Source organism: Rhizobium sp. 'Codium 1' (genome assembly GCF_020889605.1).
Taxonomy (GTDB): domain Bacteria; phylum Pseudomonadota; class Alphaproteobacteria; order Rhizobiales; family Rhizobiaceae; genus Allorhizobium; species Allorhizobium algae.
This window is the reverse complement of the sequence record NZ_JAJGPW010000001.1, coordinates 821,102-835,596: the sequence shown is the minus strand read 5'-3', so window position 1 is coordinate 835,596 and position 14,495 is coordinate 821,102. Positions and strand designations below refer to the sequence as shown.

Below are 14,495 nucleotides of genomic sequence, written 5' to 3'. Positions count from 1 at the left end.
CGAACGTTCAAAGACACGTTATGTTCCCGATCGGCGGGAGATATCGTATTTCGACGCTATTCAGATCATGGAGATGATTGCGGATTTCATCCGGGCAATGTCTTCCGGGCGGGAGAGACGGTGGTCTCCGTCCCGAACCAGCGTCAGCACGACGTCGTCCAGCGGCATGAATTCCATGAGTTTCAGGGCGTGCTGATATGGCACATCCGGATCCTTCATGCCCTGCAGGATATGCACCGGGCAGCCGGTCTCGATGAGGCCCTTGAGCACGCGGTTCTTCGCGCCGTCTTCCATGAGATCACGCGTAAAGATGTTGGGTTCGGGGCTGTAGTCCGACGCTTCCTCGAAGTAGCCTCGCTCCGAGAGCGACTGCCGCTCCGCCTCCGTCAGGCTGGGTTCGATCAGGTCCGACGTGAAATCGGGCGCCGGTGCGATGAGCACCAGGCCAGCGACCGTGACCGGCAGGCCGAGCCGCTTCGCTTCCTGGATGACGCGAAGTGCGATCCAGCCGCCCATGGAGGAGCCGACGAGCACGACCCTGGATGTGCCGGCGTCTGCGATGACCGCCAGCGCCTCCTCGGTCCAGCGCGAAATGGTGCCCTTCCGGAAATCGCCCCCGGACACGCCGTGCCCCGAATAGTCGAAGCGGATCGCGGTGAGGCCCTGTTCGGCAGCCAGCGCGTCCATCTCGATCGCCTTGGTGCCGGCCATGTCGGATCGGTAGCCGCCGAGCCAGATGACCGCCGGCTTGTCCTTGGCGACGCCGAGGCGTGTGATGACGGCGATGTCGCGTGCCGCCTCGCCGGTTCCGACAGTGATCGTCTTCTCCTGCAGGATATTCGCTGTTGTGCCCATGGTAGCCGCTCTCCTTTTGTCGAAGGTGGTAAAACACATTCGCAGAGTCGCGGACAACAGGTGATTTTCTTTCAGAAGCATGCTATTGACACTGCCGTCGCAGATATCACATAGCCATTTGACGCGGATGCGCGCGGGTTAACGCTGCGACATTCTGTAATTGTTTGAGGAGAATACGACCATTCGCAGACCGTTCAAGACCGATGCCCCCGTGAAAGACGGGCCGCGCTCCAACCGTGAAATCCGCATTCCGAAAGTCCAGTTGATCAATGACGAGGGCGTGAACCTTGGCATCATTTCGACTGATGAGGCGCTGCGAATGGCGGAGGAGGCCGGGCTCGATCTGGTCGAGATTTCGCCAAATGCCGAGCCGCCGGTCTGCAAGATCCTCGATCTGGGCAAGCTGAAGTTCGCCAACCAGAAGAAGGCGGCCGAAGCGCGTCGTAAGCAGAAGATCGTCGAGGTCAAGGAAATCAAGATGCGTCCGAACATCGACACCCATGATTATGAGGTGAAGATGAAGGCGATGAACCGCTTCTTCGAAGAGGGCGACAAGGTCAAGGTGACCCTGAAGTTCCGTGGCCGCGAAATGGCCCACCAGGAACTCGGCATGAAGCTCCTGCTTCAGGTCAAGGAAGACACGCTGACCATCGCAAAGGTTGAGGCTGAGCCGAAACTCGAAGGCCGACAGATGATGATGGTGCTCGCTCCGAAGTGAGCAGTCGTCACCGTGACGTTCAAAAGGCCGCCTTTCGGGGCGGCTTTTTTCGTTTGATACGTCCGGTGGATCGCCGCCGATGAGGGTCTGCGTGCCAGACAGTTCGCCGGCGCGCATCTGGCCGAAGACAAGGCCAAGGGGCCTGGCCTTGCCGTCGGCGCCGACGTTCTCGCCCTCTCCTCGAAGATTCCGGCTGCCACCCGTTGCGCTTTCCTGGGTCTGCGGTTATAAGCGCCCGTCCGAACGGTCCGGCAGGGCATGCCGTGGCCGTTCTTTATGCTTGAAAACGGGCATTCGTCTGCCTGTTTCGATACAAGAACAATGGAGTAGCAAAATGCCCAAGATGAAGACGAAATCCTCCGCGAAAAAGCGGTTCAAGATCACGGCTTCCGGCAAGGTCCTCGCGGCTGCTGCTGGCAAGCGTCACGGCATGATCAAGCGGTCCAACAAGTTCATTCGCGATGCCCGCGGCACGATGGTTCTGGCTGAACCTGACGGCAAGAAGGTCATCAAGAACTACCTGCCAAACGGTCTCTGAGACCCGCTCGCTGTTGGACAATTAAGGAGATCATGACATGGCACGCGTAAAACGTGGCGTAACTTCCCGCGCCAAGCACAACAAGGTATTCAAGCAGGCCAAGGGCTTCTACGGCCGCCGCAAGAACACGATCCGGGCCGCCAAGGCTGCCGTCGATCGTTCCAAGCAGTTTGCTTACCGCGACCGCAAGAACAACAAGCGCAACTTCCGCGCTCTGTGGATCCAGCGAATCAACGCTGCCGTCCGCGAATTCGGCCTGACCTACGGCCGCTTCATCGACGGCTTGAACAAGGCTGGCATCGAAGTCGACCGCAAGGTCCTCTCCGACCTCGCCATCCATGAGCCGGCAGCCTTCGCGAAGCTCGTAGACGCTTCGAAGAAGTCGCTCGCCTACCTCAAGGATGCCGGCACGACCAACGAGTTTGAAAGCGCGGTCAAGTAAACCAGCGCTCCCAAGCCTCTGTGGATTTTGATTGGGAAACCCGCGCTGGACCTCCGGCGCGGGTTTTTTGTTTGCCGCAGTGGCGGGGAAGGATTGGACATGGCCTATCTGGGGGATGGGTCCGATACGCCGAATGGCGAAATCGAACTCGCAGACGATGAAATTGCGGAAGTGTTGAGAGCGCTGGTCCAGAGCGACGACCGGGTGCAATGTCTCGACCTGCCGCATCGCCGGCTCTGGATCAAGCGCCAGGGCGTCAAGGTGCTGCCGCGTTTCGTCTCCTTCCAGGGTTTGGTCGCAGCGCTTCTGCGGGTTCCGCATCTGAGGCCCTCGCCGCAACTGGCGCCCGACGCCATGCAGGCGCGCGAGATCGCCCGGATGCACATTTTCGCGGCGGCAGGCTTTCCGGTGCCGCCGATCGTTTTCCAGTCGAAGACGGCAATGGTCATGGCCGATGTCGGCCCGACCTTGGCCGAGCGGCTGAACACTCTGCGCACGTCGGATCCGGTGGGCCATGACGCGCTTCTGGTCCAGGCGGCCGATGGGCTTGGTCGCGTTCATGCCGCTGGCCTCAGCCACGGGCGCCCGCATGTGCGTGATTTCTTCCTGAGCGACGGCGAGGTCGGCTTCATGGATTTCGAGGAGGATCCAGCCTCGGTCATGCCGCTCGAAATGGCCCAGGCGCGCGACGTATTCCTGTATTTCCTCATCGTGGCGTCGCGTGCGATACGACCGGATGAAACCTGCCCGGCGGCACTCGGGGCATGGTCGCGCCACGCCACGGATGCGGCACAACGCGAATTGCGATCGCTGACGGCACTGGCCAGCCGAATTTTGCCGCTGATACGGTTGATCGGCCGCGTTCACATGGGTAGTGATCTGCGACGCTTCATCATGGCAACGGAATTTCTGATGAAGGCCCCACTCGACAGGGTGGAGAGCCCGAACACCGCCAAGGCAGGACAAGATGGTTGAACTAGACGTTTTGAAGGCACAGCTTCTGGCGGACATCGCCGCAGCCGGCGATGAGCCCGCGATCGAGGCGGTGCGCGTGGCGGCCCTCGGCAAGAAAGGCTCGGTCTCCGAACTCCTGAAGACGCTCGGCACGATGACGCCGGAAGAGCGCCAGACGCGCGGGGCCGCGATCAATGCTCTCAAGACCGAGATCACCGAGGAAATCGGAACCCGCAAAGCGGCGCTGAAGGATGCGGCGATCAATGCCCGCCTGAAGGCAGAGACGCTGGATGTATCGCTGCCGGTGCGTTCCTCGCCCGCCGAACGCGGCCGTATCCATCCGATCAGCCAGATCGTCGACGAGATCACCGCGATCTTCGCCGACATGGGGTTCTCGATTGCCGAAGGTCCCGATATCGAGACCGACCACTACAACTTCACTGCCCTGAACTTTCCCGATGGCCATCCGGCCCGCGAAATGCACGACACCTTCTTCTTGTCCCCGGATGAGAACGGTGATCGCAAGGTGCTGCGCACGCATACCTCGCCGGTGCAGGTGCGCACCATGGAGAGCCAGAAGCCACCGATCCGCATCGTCATCCCGGGCAAGACCTATCGCCAGGACAGTGACGCCACCCATTCGCCGATGTTCCATCAGGTCGAAGGCCTCGTCATCGACAAGACGGCGAATGTCGGCCACATGCGCTGGATCCTGGAAGAATTCTGCAAGGCCTTCTTCGAGGTCGATAGCGTCACTATGCGCTTCCGCCCGTCCTTCTTCCCCTTTACCGAGCCGAGCTTCGAAGTCGATATCCAGTGCGACCGCTCCTCGGGTCCGATCGTCAAGTTCGGCGAAGGCAAGGACTGGATGGAAATCCTCGGCTGCGGCATGGTTCACCCGAACGTGCTGCGATCAGGCGGCCTCGACCCCGACGAATACCAGGGCTTCGCCTGGGGCATGGGGCTCGATCGCATTGCCATGCTGAAATACGGCATGCCGGACCTGCGCGACTTCTTCAACGCCGATGTCCGCTGGATGAGCCATTACGGCTTCCGCCCGCTCGACGTGCCGACGCTGTTTGGCGGACTGAGCAGCTAAGCTGAACGATGCGTGGCTGCCTCATGGGATGAGGATGGCCAGACGGGTCGGCGGACCAATCCCGCCGCTCCGAGTGAATGAAGGCAATGCGACGTGATTGAACATCTCGACAACATGCGCCCGGTCGACCTCCTCTGCGATGACGACCTCTTGCATGTGGAACTGACGGACGGTCGTATCGTCAGCGTCCCGATCTCATGGTATCCGCCCCTCAAGGACGCGATGCCGGTGGAGCGGAACAACGTGGAATTCATGCCGACGAGCATTCACTGGCCCGACATCGATCTCGATGTGACTGTGGTCAGCATGCTCCTCGGAAGGCAGGCGTCAGGCGCGCGGTCGCTGGATGCTTCTGGCAAGATGCAGATGGGAACGAGACAATGAAATTCACACTCTCCTGGCTGAAGGATCACCTGGAAACCGAGGCCTCGCTCGAGGAAATCTGCGAGCGCCTGACCGCAATCGGTCTCGAGGTCGAGGACGTCGACGACAAGGCGGCCTACAAGCCTTTCGTCATTGCCAAGATCGTGACGGCGGAAAAGCATCCCGAGGCCGATCGCCTGAAGGTTCTCTCGGTCGATGCCGGTGACGGCAAGCCGGTGCAGATCGTCTGCGGTGCGCCGAATGCCCGCGCCGGCATGATCGGGGCCTTGGCACGGCCGGGCACCTATGTGCCGGGTATCGATGTCACCCTCTCGGTCGGCAAGATCCGCGGCGTCGAGAGCCACGGCATGATGTGTTCCGAAAAGGAGCTCAACATCTCCGAGGATCACAACGGCATCATTGACCTGCCCGAGGATGCGCCGGTCGGCACGTCTTTCGCGTCTTACGCTGGCCTCGACGATCCGATCATCGAGATCAATCTGACGCCGAACCGTCCGGACTGCACCTCCGTCTTTGGCATTGCCCGCGATCTCGCAGCCTCCGGTCTCGGCACGCTCAAGACAAGGAAGGCGCCTGCTTTCAAGGTCGAGGGCGAGACCCCGCATCAGGTGAAACTCGAGCTCGAAGATCATCTCTGCCCAGGCTTTGCCTATCGCCTCGTGCGCGGCGTGAAGAACGGCCCGAGCCCGAAATGGATGCAGCAGCGTCTGCTCGCGATCGGGCTGCGTCCGATCTCGGCTCTCGTCGATGTCACCAACTACATGACCTTCGATCAGGGCCGTCCGATGCATGTCTTCGACGCCGACAAGGTCCACGGCACACTGGTGGTTCGTCGTGCAAAGGACGGCGAGGAAATCCTCGCGCTCGACACCCACACCTACAAGCTGAACCCGAACAACGTCGTCATATCCGATGACAACGGCCCGGAATCGATCGGCGGCATCATGGGCGGCGAGCATTCGGGCTGCGATGAAAACACCGTCAATGTTCTGATCGAATCGGCACTCTGGGATCCGATCAACATTGCCAAGACCGGTCGCGCCCATGGTATCATCACGGATGCGCGCTATCGCTTCGAGCGTGGCGTCGATCCCGAATATATGGTCCCGGGCCTTGAGCGCACCACCGAACTGGTGCTCGACATGTGCGGCGGCGTCGCGGCCGAAGCGAAGGTCGAAGGCTACAAGGGCCACCAGAAGAAGGTCGTCGACTTCCCTTATTCGGAAGTGAAGCGCCTGACCGGCCTCACCGTTTCCAACGACGAGTCGCGCCAGATCCTGACCGCGCTCGGGTTCGAAGTCCTCTCGGGCGATGACAAGGTCGCCAAGGTCTCCGTTCCGTCCTGGCGTCCCGATGTCGATGGCAAGGCCGACCTCGTCGAAGAAGTCATGCGCATGTTCGGCGTCGACAAGATCAAGCCAGAGCCGCTGCCGCCGACCGGCTCGGTCAACGGCAAGATCCTGACGACCCTGCAGATCCGCACGCGCTCGGCGCGGCGGGCGCTCGCCTCGCGTGGCATGATGGAAGCAGTCACATGGTCCTTCATTCCAGCCGAGCACGCCAGGCTCTTCGGCGGCGGAAGCGAGGCGTTGAAGCTGGTCAACCCGATTGCGGCCGATATGTCGGACATGCGTCCCTCCCTGTTGCCGGGCCTGTTGACGGCCGCCCAGCGCAATGCCGACCGCGGCTTCGGTGATGTCGCGATCTTCGAAGTGTCGGGCACCTACGAAGCCGATACGCCGGAAGGTCAACGGCGTGTTGCCGGCGGCGTTCGGCGCGGAACCGCATCGATCGCCGGTGCCGGCCGCATGTGGTCGAATGGGGCCAAGGGCGGCGGCAAGCCCGTCGACGTCTTCGACGCCAAGGCCGATGCGCTCGCTGTGCTCGAAGCCTGCGGAATCCCGATGAGCAATGTGCAGATCGAGCAGGGTGGCCCCGAATGGTATCACCCGGGCCGGTCCGGCACGATCAAGGCTGGTCCCAAGGTCACGCTTGGCACCTTCGGTGAATTTCATCCGAAGACGCTGGAAGCGCTCGATGTCTCCGGCACGCTCTGCGGCTTCGAGATCTATGTCGATGCTCTGCCTGAGCCGAAAAAGAAGGCCACCCGCACCAAGCCGGCACTGGAGCTTTCGCCCTTCCAGATGGTCAAGCGTGACTTTGCATTCGTCGTCGAGAAGGCCGTCGAGGCAGGCGCGATCATCAAGGCAGCGACGAGCGCGGACCGCAAGCTGATCACGGGCGTCAACGTCTTCGATATCTTCGAGGGCGCTTCGGTGGGTGAGGGACGCAAGTCGGTGGCGATCGAAGTGCTGATCCAGCCCTCCGACAAGACCCTGACCGACGAGGATTTCGATGCGCTGACGAAGAAGATCGTCGGCAATGTCGAGAAATCGACGGGCGGTACGCTGCGCGCCTGACCTGTTTCTGGCAGGCGGCCCTGCCTGTCCTAAACAATGAAAAAGCCCTTTCCTCGTCTTCCGGGGAAAGGGCTTTTGTTTTGGGCCGGCAGTCATTGATCACCGGGGTCGGGCTGTTGCAGTCACGCCTTACAGGCTGACGCGACGGCCTTCCTTGTCGGCTGACTTGCGGTCGTCGCCATGCTTGGCCAGGATGGTCTTGGCGTCCTCGACCGAGATGCGATGCTTCTTGGCAAAGGGGATGGGCTCATAGCCCTTCACTGCGGCGTTTTTGTCGTCTGCCATGCTGGTCTCCAATTCGAAACGTGCCCCGGCAGGATGCCGGAGCCTGGAATGTCGCGGGTAAACGAGGAAGAAAGCTCGTCTGTGTCGAGCGGATGCGACGCGTGCGAAGGGCGTCGCCTGTGACCCTATGTAGGGTTTGGCGGCGGAAAGCTCAATACTTCTTCTTGCGCAGTGTCTTGTTGCCCTTCGGCCCGGAATAGACCGGCGTGCGATCGCGGTTTTCCGCCTGCAGCTGGCGCCAGCGATCGAGCCGGGCCGCATCGAGCGTACCCTCCCTGATCGCGGCCTGCACGGCGCAGCCCTTTTCATGCGAATGGCTGCAATCGCGAAACTTGCAATGCGGGGCAAGGTCGGTGATTTCGGCAAACAGCGTGTCGATGCCGTCGGTGATGTCGCTGACATAAAGCGTACGAATGCCGGGCGTATCGATCACCCAGCCGCCGCTTGCAATGGCATGCAGGGAACGCGCGGTCGTCGTGTGCCGGCCCTTGGCGTCATGCTCGCGGATCGCCCCGGTTTTCTGCGCCGTCTCGGCGCCATGGCCGGCAAGTGTATTGACCAGCGTCGACTTTCCGACGCCAGAGGATCCGACCAGCGCCACGGTCTGGCCGGGGCCGCACCAGGGCATCAAGGGGTCGATGGCATCGGACGAGCGCGCATTGACGATGACGACGGACAGATCGCGCTGCAGCGCTCTTGCTTCATCGGCATACGGGGATGGGTCATCGACGGTATCGGCTTTGGTCAGCACGATCACCGGGCGCGTGCCCGCTTCATTGGCCATGACCAGATAGCGTTCCAGCCGCGCGGCGTTGAAATCGGCATTGCAGGACGTGACGATGAACAGCGTATCGACATTGGCGGCGGCGAGCTGTTGACCGAAAGCGCCCTCGGTCCGCCGTTGCAGGACGGTGTGGCGCTCCAGTCGACGCACGAGGAGGCCGGTATAGGGAGAGGTCAGAACCCAGTCGCCCACGGCGAAATCGGCCGTATTGCTGTTCGGCGGAAGCTCGATCGCAACAGGCCCCGTGGCATCGATCCCCTCCACGCGGTCGCGATGCACGGAGGAAATACGGCGGACGAGGAGTTCGGCCTCGTCAGCCGTCACCTGCTCGGTGAAGAAGGCGCCGAAGCCGAGCCGCGCAAGGACGGCGAGGTCATGGGGGCCGGTCAAGGGCAAAACCCTGGGGCAGGACGTGGGGCCATGGGCACTTTCCGCGTTGGGATCAGAGGTTGACGCTTCTCATAGCGCAGAAACTCTTCCCTGACGCGGGAAATCGACCGCGTCATCAGTCGCGACGGGAAGATCAGCGATCACGCCTTGAGATCCGCCGGCGCGACAGCGGTCATGGTCAGTCGGCGCGGCAACCGGGCAAACATGACGGCATTGCCGGCCAGCGTGAGTGCGAGGCCCAGGATCGCGAGCGGCGTGAAGTGATAGTCCTCGTAAAGGCTCGACAGCGTCAGCGCGACGACGGGAAAAAGCACGGTGGCATAGGCCGCTTTTTGGGAGCCGATACGCGATACCAGCATCAGATAGGTGGTGAAGCCCACCACCGAGCCGATGACGGAGAGATAGACGAGGGCGGCGAGATAGGTCTGGTCCGGTGGCGGCACGATGGGCGTGCCTGTCATGCCGATAAGGACAAGAAGCGCAATCGAGCCGTAGCTCATGCCCCAGGCATTGGCGGTGACAGGCGCAATGCCGGCGGCGCTGTTGCGCCGCGAGGCCATGTTGCCGAAGGAAAAGAACAGCGTACCGAGCGCCGATAGCCCGATGCCCTTCCAGCTGTCGGGATTGACGGCGATGAAGATCTCAGGGCCGAAGAGCAGCGCAAGCCCGGTGGCACCGAGGCCCGCCGCGACCAGCGTGCGTGGCTTGATCCTGTCGCCGAAAAATAGGCGGGCATTGACGGCATTGTAGACCGTGGCAAGCGAGAAGACGACGGAGATGAGGCCAGACGGCACATAGCTTGCCGCGTGATAGAAGCAGAGGAAGTTGAAACAGAAGAGCGACAAGGCCTGAACGAGGATGAAGGGCTGTTGCCTGAGCGTCGGCACCTTGAGGCGACCTGTGAGGGCCAGGACGCCGACGAGCACCAGAGCGGCAAGCGCGAAGCGGTAGAAGACCGAGACCAGCACCGGCACCGGCCCGATCTGCAGCGCAATCGCGATCCAGGTCGTGCCCCAGATCAGGACGGTTGAGGAGAAGAGAAGAAGATTGGTCATGGACTGTGGCCCCGCTTTCGGGAGGCAGGTAACGCCATGCATGCCCCTTCTTCTTGCACGATCTTGCGGTGTTCTTCGCCATGCTGGGCATGCCTGCCCGATTGCCGATGGCGCAGCGCACAAAGCGCGCTAGAATGCGGGCGATCTCGTGAAAGTTATCCATGCTGCACACCGCCACCGTCTTCGGTTCCCTCTCCGCCTCGTCCCGTGCCGAGCGTGGGGAGACGCTCGACCTCGGTCAGGGCAGGGCAAGCGCAATCTGGCGCAACAGCCATGACCGCATGCGCTATGAGCGGACGGACGGGCACACCTTCAGCTGCTATCTGCGCGGCGGCGACGGCACGCGGCGGCTCGATGCCGGCAGCATTGCCGGCTGGCCGGGCGCGCTCTGCATCATGCCGCAGGGGGCGTCGTCCGAATGGGAGATCACCGAGCAATTCGAGTTCGTGCATCTCTATGTCGCCGACGACGAGCTGCGTCGCCTCTTTTCCGAGACCTTCGACCGCGATGCGCGGCTGATGCTCTTGCCAGAGGCGACCTTTGACGAAGCGCCGCGCCTGGCGGAGGCGCTGGTGCAGCTCGCTGCTGCGACGCAGGGCGGCAATAGGCTTCTGGCCGAACAGGCCATCGTCTCGGCCGTCGGGCAGCTCTTTGCCGATCCGCGTTATGGCGGCGCGCGGCGTCCGGTGCTGCGCGGCGGTCTTGCGCCGGTCTTGCGGCGACGGCTGGTGGACCATATCGAGGCGAACCTGGACCAGACAATCACGCTCCGAGATCTGGCGACACTCGCGGATCTCAGCGAATTCCACCTGCAACGGATGTTTCGCGCAAGCTGCGGGGTCACGCCGCATGATTTCATCCTGAACCGGCGCATCCACCGCGCGCGGCGCATGCTCGCCGGCCCCGAACCGATTGCCCAGATCGCCTCGGCCTGCGGCTTTAGCAGCCAGAGCCACCTGACGCGGATGTTCAAGACCGTCACCGGGACGACGCCCTTGGCGTATCGCCGTGCCGTGAGCGGCTGAGCTACCTCATTCCCTTCAGAACCCGGTCAAGCACCCGGAACGGCCGTGCATCGCCCATATGCGCGACATTGAAGCGCATGAAGCCGTCCGCCGACAACGATGGGCTGAAGACATTGCCGGGCGCCAGGACCACACCCTGGGGCAGGGCGGACTGGGCAAGCGCCGTCGAGCTGATGCCCTCGGGCATGCGACACCAGAGATAGGGCCCGCCACGGGGCGTGAGCACGGGTTCGATGCCCAGATCCCCGAGCCGGGTGGCAACCGCGCGCCGCGCCGTGTCGAGGCGCCGGTGGATCTGATCGAGATGTTTGCGATAACCGCCGCTTGACAGCACGCTGTGGATCGCGTCGGTCGCCACCGGGCTTGGGCCGCCGAACTGGATCGCGACCTGCAGGTCGGTGAGCAGGCGGATACGCTCGGCATCGGTGGCGATGAAGCCTGTGCGCAGTGAGGCCGAAATGGTCTTGGAAAAGCTGCCGATGCGGATCACCCGGGAAAGCCCGTCGAGTGTGGCGAGCGTGATCGCCGGCTCCGGTTCGAAATCGGAGAAGATGTCGTCCTCCACGATCAGCATGTCCGAACGGCCGACGATGCCGAGCAACTGGAAGGCGGCCTGCGGCGAGAGTGTTGCCCCTGTCGGATTGTGTAGCCCGGAATTGGTGAGATAGAGCCGCGGCGCCTCGCGCGTGACAGCGGCCTCGAAGGCGGCAATGTCGGGGCCGTTGTCGGTATAAGGCACGGGGACCGCGATCGCCTGATGGGCTCTGAGCAGGGTCTGGAAGTTGAAATAGCAGGGATCGTCGACGATGACACGGTCGCCCGGGCGAAGCAGCAGCCGGCAGACGAGATCGAGCGCCTGGGTGGCAGATCCCGCAAGCAGCACCTGATCTTCGGAAAGCGTGATCGACTGCTGGCGCAGCCGCGTCTCGACGAAGCGGCGGAGGCCGGCACTGCCCCGGGAAGAACCGTAGTCGGTGGTAAGACTTGTCTCCTTGCGCAATATGTTCCGCATTCCGGCATGCAGGAGGCCCGTCGGCATCCAGTCCGTTGGCAGCCAGCCGCAGCCGGGCTTGCACGTGCCGGGATCGGCATCGAGCGCCTGGCGCGCCACCCAGAACGGATCGACTTCCGGCGCGCGGGGCGGTTCGAGCCGGACAAGCGGGGCAGGCGTGCGCCCGGCTTCTGTGACGAAGAAGCCGGAGCCGGGCCGGGGACGGATCAGGCCTTCGGCAGAGAGCCGGTCATAGGCCTCCACGACGGTGGAGGGGGATACCGAAAGCTCGACAGCCAGCCGGCGGATCGAGGGCAGCCGGTCATTGGGCGCCAGTTGGCCCGAACCGATCCGCCCGCGAATGTCGGCCATGACAAGTGCGGTCCGCGACGCGGAAAGCTTCGGTGCTTGAACACGCTCGTTCATCTGTGTGGCCTTTGTCATCAGTACAGTTTGGTAAAATTGTATCGCTCCGTCTCTGGCTGCGCCAGCCCTTGTGCGCGATAGGGCAGGAATAGAAAACGGAGACGAGAATGACGACTTCCTGGAAAGCCTGGGCCAGCGGTTTCATCGGCGTACTGATCTTCAGTGGTTCGCTGCCGGCAACGCGTCTGGGACTGGCCGATTTTGCACCGCTCTTTCTGACCTCGGCGCGGGCGGTGATCGCAGCCCTTCTGGGAGCCGTCCTGCTGATCGGCTTGCGAGAGAAGCGGCCGGCGCGTTGCGACCTCCTGCCGCTGGCGGTCGTCGCACTCGGCGTTGTCGTCGGTTTTCCTCTTCTGACGGCACTCGCGCTCCAGAGCATCAGTTCGGCCCAGTCGACCGTCTTCATCGGCTTGTTGCCGCTGTGCACGGCGCTGTTCGGCGTGCTGCGCGCCGGCGAACGTCCATCTGCGATCTTCTGGATGTTTTCGGTGACCGGCGCGGCCCTTGTCGCCGGCTTTGCGCTATCGACGACGGCGGACATGGCGATTGCCGGTGCCGGGCTGATGATTGCCGCGATCCTCGCCTGTGGCCTGGGTTATGCCGAGGGCGCGCGCCTGTCGCGCCGACTGGGTGGCTGGCAGGTGATCAGCTGGGCGCTGGTGCTGTCGCTGCCTGTCATGCTGCCTCTCGCGCTCTGGACCGTGCCGGAGGATCTCGCAGCGGTTTCAACAACCGGTTGGCTGGCGCTGGCTTACGTCTCGATGTTCAGCATGATGATCGGTTTCATCTTCTGGTATCGCGGCCTGGCACTCGGCGGCATCGCCTCGGTCGGGCAGCTCCAACTGCTGCAGCCGTTTCTCGGCTTCGTGCTGGCCGCGGGGTTGCTGCATGAGAAGGTCAGCCCGCCGATGCTGGTAACGGCCCTGCTCGTCGTTCTCTGCGTGGCGGCCAGCCGGCGCTTTGCTCGCGAGAGCACGCCCGGAAAAAATGCGTGAGCGGCGGGCATCCGGACTGGGACGAAAAAAGGCATATGGAGCATTCCCGGTTTTCGACCGGAAATGCTCCAGCCGGTCAGCGCCCCGACATTTTCGACATGGCCTCGTTGTAGCGCGCGCCGGCCACCTTTTCGGGGGAGACGACCGCCGAGAGCGTGGCGAGGTCTTCCATGGAAAGGACGATCTCGGTCGCATCGATATTGCTGTCGAGATTGGCGATCTTCGTCGTGCCTGGGATCGGCACGATGAAATCGCCCTGGGCAAGGACCCAGGCCAGCGCCAATTGACCTGGCGTGACACGCTTCTCTGCCGCCATGGTCTCCAGCGCGGTGACGAGCGCCAGATTGGCGTCGAAATTCTCCTGGTCGAAGCGCGGCAGGCCGCGGCGGAAGTCATTTTCGCCGAGCTTGGAGAGATCCTTCAAAGCACCCGTCAGCATGCCACGGCCGAGCGGTGAGAAGGGAACGAAGCCGATGCCGAGCTCGCGGCAGGTGTCGAGCACGCCGTTGGTTTCCGGGTCGCGGGTCCAGAGCGAATATTCGCTTTGGATGGCCGAGATCGGATGAACGGCATGGGCGCGGCGCAGCGTTGCGGCACTCGCCTCGGAAAGGCCGAGGGCCTTGACCTTGCCTTGCCTGACGAGGTCGGCCATGGCGCCGATCGTTTCCTCGATTGCGACGTCAGGGTCGACGCGGTGCTGGTAGAAGAGGTCGATGACCTCGATGCCGAGCCGCTTCAGGGAGGCTTCTGCCACCGCCCGGACATGCTCTGGCCGGCTGTCGAGGCCGGAGGGACGTGCAGCCTTGGCCTCGTCGCCGACGGTGAAGCCGAACTTGGTGGCGATCACCACCTTGTCGCGATGGCGTTTCAGGCCCTTGCCGACCAGCTCTTCATTGGTGAAGGGGCCATAGACTTCAGCGGTATCGAACAAGGTGACGCCGCGCGAGACTGCGTGGTCGAACAGCCTCTGCGCCGTCGCCTCGTCGATATTGGTGCCATAGGCATGGCTCATGCCCATGCAGCCGAGGCCGATGGCGGATGTGGTGAGCGTGCCGAGTGTGCGGGTCTTCATGGAGGCCTCCGGAGTTTCATGGCGAACTCAGCCGCAGTGGGCTGACAAGGGATATCTAGGGC

At 62.8% G+C, this 14,495-nt stretch carries 15 protein-coding genes; 9 read left to right on the top strand and 6 right to left on the bottom strand.

All coding sequences use genetic code 11. The features are described 5' to 3' along the window. Window positions 1–60: 60 nt before the first annotated feature. Window positions 61–855 (bottom strand): alpha/beta hydrolase, encoded by a 795-nt coding sequence (locus LJE98_RS04015; protein WP_229573548.1) that lies wholly within the window; start codon window positions 853–855, stop codon window positions 61–63. Window positions 856–1,036: 181 nt separating this feature from the next. Here LJE98_RS04015 and infC point away from each other — a divergent pair, with 181 nt between their 5' ends. From infC to pheT, 7 genes are all read left to right on the top strand, one after another. Then, entirely contained in the window at window positions 1,037–1,573 is a 537-nt protein-coding gene (gene infC / locus LJE98_RS04010) for a translation initiation factor IF-3 (protein ID WP_229573910.1), read from the top strand. 334 nt (window positions 1,574–1,907) lie between these two features. Beyond that, window positions 1,908–2,111, top strand: a complete 204-nt coding sequence (gene rpmI / locus LJE98_RS04005) for a 50S ribosomal protein L35 (protein WP_102020677.1) — start codon at window positions 1,908–1,910, stop codon at window positions 2,109–2,111. Window positions 2,112–2,148: 37 nt separating this feature from the next. Further along, window positions 2,149–2,553, top strand: a complete 405-nt coding sequence (gene rplT / locus LJE98_RS04000) for a 50S ribosomal protein L20 (RefSeq protein WP_229573547.1) — start codon at window positions 2,149–2,151, stop codon at window positions 2,551–2,553. Window positions 2,554–2,652: 99 nt separating this feature from the next. Continuing rightward, window positions 2,653–3,528: a serine/threonine protein phosphatase gene (locus LJE98_RS03995; protein WP_229573546.1), complete on the top strand. Its 876-nt coding sequence runs from the start codon at window positions 2,653–2,655 to the stop codon at window positions 3,526–3,528. Continuing rightward, window positions 3,521–4,606: a phenylalanine--tRNA ligase subunit alpha gene (pheS, locus tag LJE98_RS03990; RefSeq protein WP_229573545.1), complete on the top strand. Its 1,086-nt coding sequence runs from the start codon at window positions 3,521–3,523 to the stop codon at window positions 4,604–4,606. Before LJE98_RS03995 ends, pheS begins: the two co-directional genes overlap by 8 nt. Window positions 4,607–4,699: 93 nt before the next feature. Then, complete coding sequence (locus LJE98_RS03985; RefSeq protein ID WP_229573544.1) at window positions 4,700–4,990, top strand: DUF2442 domain-containing protein; 291 nt, start codon at window positions 4,700–4,702, stop codon at window positions 4,988–4,990. Continuing rightward, on the top strand, window positions 4,987–7,410 hold the full coding sequence (gene pheT, locus LJE98_RS03980; RefSeq protein ID WP_229573543.1) for a phenylalanine--tRNA ligase subunit beta: 2,424 nt from the start codon (window positions 4,987–4,989) through the stop codon (window positions 7,408–7,410). The genes LJE98_RS03985 and pheT overlap by 4 nt, the downstream gene beginning before the upstream one ends. Before the next feature lie 129 nt (window positions 7,411–7,539). Here the strand turns inward: pheT and LJE98_RS03975 are convergent, their stop codons facing one another. From LJE98_RS03975 to LJE98_RS03965, 3 genes are all read right to left on the bottom strand, one after another. Beyond that, window positions 7,540–7,695: a hypothetical protein gene (locus LJE98_RS03975; protein WP_229573542.1), complete on the bottom strand. Its 156-nt coding sequence runs from the start codon at window positions 7,693–7,695 to the stop codon at window positions 7,540–7,542. 151 nt (window positions 7,696–7,846) lie between these two features. Beyond that, on the bottom strand, window positions 7,847–8,869 hold the full coding sequence (rsgA, locus tag LJE98_RS03970) for a ribosome small subunit-dependent GTPase A (protein WP_229573541.1): 1,023 nt from the start codon (window positions 8,867–8,869) through the stop codon (window positions 7,847–7,849). A 140-nt stretch (window positions 8,870–9,009) separates the two neighbouring features. Next, window positions 9,010–9,924: a DMT family transporter gene (locus tag LJE98_RS03965; RefSeq protein WP_229573540.1), complete on the bottom strand. Its 915-nt coding sequence runs from the start codon at window positions 9,922–9,924 to the stop codon at window positions 9,010–9,012. 281 nt (window positions 9,925–10,205) lie between these two features. Here LJE98_RS03965 and LJE98_RS03960 point away from each other — a divergent pair, with 281 nt between their 5' ends. Then, complete coding sequence (locus tag LJE98_RS03960; RefSeq protein ID WP_229573908.1) at window positions 10,206–10,949, top strand: helix-turn-helix domain-containing protein; 744 nt, start codon at window positions 10,206–10,208, stop codon at window positions 10,947–10,949. Window position 10,950: 1 nt separating this feature from the next. Here LJE98_RS03960 and LJE98_RS03955 read toward each other — a convergent pair whose 3' ends face one another. Beyond that, the gene (locus LJE98_RS03955; RefSeq protein WP_229573539.1) at window positions 10,951–12,366 is read right to left on the bottom strand and encodes a PLP-dependent aminotransferase family protein; all 1,416 of its coding nucleotides are present in this window, start codon (window positions 12,364–12,366) and stop codon (window positions 10,951–10,953) included. 107 nt (window positions 12,367–12,473) lie between these two features. Here LJE98_RS03955 and LJE98_RS03950 point away from each other — a divergent pair, with 107 nt between their 5' ends. Next, window positions 12,474–13,361, top strand: a complete 888-nt coding sequence (locus LJE98_RS03950; protein ID WP_229573538.1) for a DMT family transporter — start codon at window positions 12,474–12,476, stop codon at window positions 13,359–13,361. Window positions 13,362–13,437: 76 nt separating this feature from the next. Here LJE98_RS03950 and LJE98_RS03945 read toward each other — a convergent pair whose 3' ends face one another. Beyond that, complete coding sequence (locus LJE98_RS03945) at window positions 13,438–14,433, bottom strand: aldo/keto reductase (protein ID WP_229573537.1); 996 nt, start codon at window positions 14,431–14,433, stop codon at window positions 13,438–13,440. Window positions 14,434–14,495 lie beyond the last annotated feature (62 nt).

Coding starts and splice junctions, on each gene's coding strand:
- LJE98_RS04015 (WP_229573548.1), bottom strand. CDS start 855: ATGGGCACAACAGCGAATATCCTGCAGGAGAAGACGATCACTGTCGGA.
- rpmI (WP_102020677.1), top strand. CDS start 1,908: ATGCCCAAGATGAAGACGAAATCCTCCGCGAAAAAGCGGTTCAAGATC.
- rplT (WP_229573547.1), top strand. CDS start 2,149: ATGGCACGCGTAAAACGTGGCGTAACTTCCCGCGCCAAGCACAACAAG.
- LJE98_RS03995 (WP_229573546.1), top strand. CDS start 2,653: ATGGCCTATCTGGGGGATGGGTCCGATACGCCGAATGGCGAAATCGAA.
- pheS (WP_229573545.1), top strand. CDS start 3,521: ATGGTTGAACTAGACGTTTTGAAGGCACAGCTTCTGGCGGACATCGCC.
- pheT (WP_229573543.1), top strand. CDS start 4,987: ATGAAATTCACACTCTCCTGGCTGAAGGATCACCTGGAAACCGAGGCC.
- LJE98_RS03975 (WP_229573542.1), bottom strand. CDS start 7,695: ATGGCAGACGACAAAAACGCCGCAGTGAAGGGCTATGAGCCCATCCCC.
- LJE98_RS03965 (WP_229573540.1), bottom strand. CDS start 9,924: ATGACCAATCTTCTTCTCTTCTCCTCAACCGTCCTGATCTGGGGCACG.
- LJE98_RS03960 (WP_229573908.1), top strand. CDS start 10,206: ATGCGCTATGAGCGGACGGACGGGCACACCTTCAGCTGCTATCTGCGC.
- LJE98_RS03955 (WP_229573539.1), bottom strand. CDS start 12,366: ATGAACGAGCGTGTTCAAGCACCGAAGCTTTCCGCGTCGCGGACCGCA.
- LJE98_RS03950 (WP_229573538.1), top strand. CDS start 12,474: ATGACGACTTCCTGGAAAGCCTGGGCCAGCGGTTTCATCGGCGTACTG.
- LJE98_RS03945 (WP_229573537.1), bottom strand. CDS start 14,433: ATGAAGACCCGCACACTCGGCACGCTCACCACATCCGCCATCGGCCTC.